Annotated in this window: 1 protein-coding gene and 1 pseudogene; both read left to right on the plus strand. The window is 32.4% G+C overall.

Translation table 11 applies throughout. From position 1 onward, the window contains the following. The first annotated feature begins 66 nt into the window (after nt 1-66). Nucleotides 67-900 (plus strand): vWA domain-containing protein, encoded by an 834-nt coding sequence (locus A9G40_RS13035; RefSeq protein ID WP_065583372.1) that lies wholly within the window; start codon nt 67-69, stop codon nt 898-900. Further along, nucleotides 897-1,380: pseudogene (locus tag A9G40_RS13040) on the plus strand (hypothetical protein); the annotation flags it as partial. The gene A9G40_RS13035 and the pseudogene A9G40_RS13040, both read left to right, overlap by 4 nt.

Consider the following 1,380-nt stretch of genomic DNA (forward strand, 5'->3'; position numbering starts at 1 on the left):
AAAATATGATAGATCGGTTGAAATATTAATTTTTTATTTATAACAGTTAACCAGAGGAATAAAAGTATGTCTTACGAAGCTCAAATTAGTAGAACATCCCCTACGGCATTTCTATTTTTAGTTGATCAATCAGGTTCAATGTCTGACAAAATGGTTTCAGGTAGAACTAAAGCAGAGTTTGTTGCTGACGTGCTTAATAGAACTTTGATGGATTTAATCACAAGATGTACAAAATCTGAGGGTGTAAGAGATTATTTTGAAATAGGTGTTTTAGGATATGGACAGCATGGTGTTGCTAATGGTTTTAAAGGTGAATTAGGTCAAAAAGTTATTAATCCTATTTCATTAATAGAGAAATTTCCTCTAAAAATAGAAGATAGAAAAAAGAAAATGGATGATGGGGCTGGAGGAATAATAGAAGTTCCAGTGAAATTTCCTATGTGGTTTGAGCCTGTTGCAGACGGGGGGACTCCTATGAATGCAGCTTTAACAGAAGCTGCGCAAGAATTAAGTCAATGGTGTGATTCCCATCCAGATAGTTATCCTCCAACGATTTTGCATGTTACCGATGGGGAATCTAATGATGGTGATCCCGAAGGAATTGCAAAAGATCTATGTCGTATTAGTGCTAATGATGGTGAAGTATTGTTACTAAATCTTCATGTTAGTACATTAAGTGGTGCTGCAATTAAATTTCCATCTGGTGAATTTAATTTACCAGATTCTTATGCAAAAATGTTATTTAGAATGTCTAGCTTATTGCCATCGAATTTAGTTAATTTCGCTCAAGGGAAAGGGTACAGTGTATCTAGTGAATCAAGAGGTTTTATGTTCAATGCTGAGGCTGCTGAAATTGCAGACTTCTTTGAAATTGGAACTAGAGCGGCACAATTGAGATGATAAAAAAAATATTTTTGGGTTCTATTTCTAAAGACACATTGGATAATGGTAATTATCAATTTAATATAGAAAAAGATTTTATTTTGGATCATGAATCTTTAAATGAAGATTCATGGGCTATATCAGATGATAATTTAAGTATAGCAATATCAGATGGGGCGACAGAGTCATACGATTCCAAATTATGGGCAAAAATATTATGTCAAAAATTTGTTGGTAAAACTTTTTCATCATTTGACGAATATTTAATTTCAGCCGAGAAAGATTATGCGAAACAACATGATATTCATAATATGACTTGGACCCAAATTGAGGCTTATCAAAGGGGAAGTTTTGCCACTTTTATAGGTGTAAATTATAGTCAAATTAAAAATAGCTTAAAAATTACTTGTATTGGTGATAGTTGTATTTTTTTATTTAAAAAGTCCTCAAAAAACTATTTAAAAAGGAAAAGATCACGTGTGAAAAAAAAGACAAGGG

It is taken from the genome of Gilliamella sp. Nev3-1 (genome assembly GCF_001690435.1).
GTDB classification, from domain to species: Bacteria; Pseudomonadota; Gammaproteobacteria; order Enterobacterales; family Orbaceae; genus Gilliamella; species Gilliamella apicola_C.

What these genes read in the sequence shown, in the direction of transcription:
- A9G40_RS13035 (WP_065583372.1), top strand. Translation starts at nt 67, where the DNA reads ATGTCTTACGAAGCTCAAATTAGTAGAACATCCCCTACGGCATTTCTA.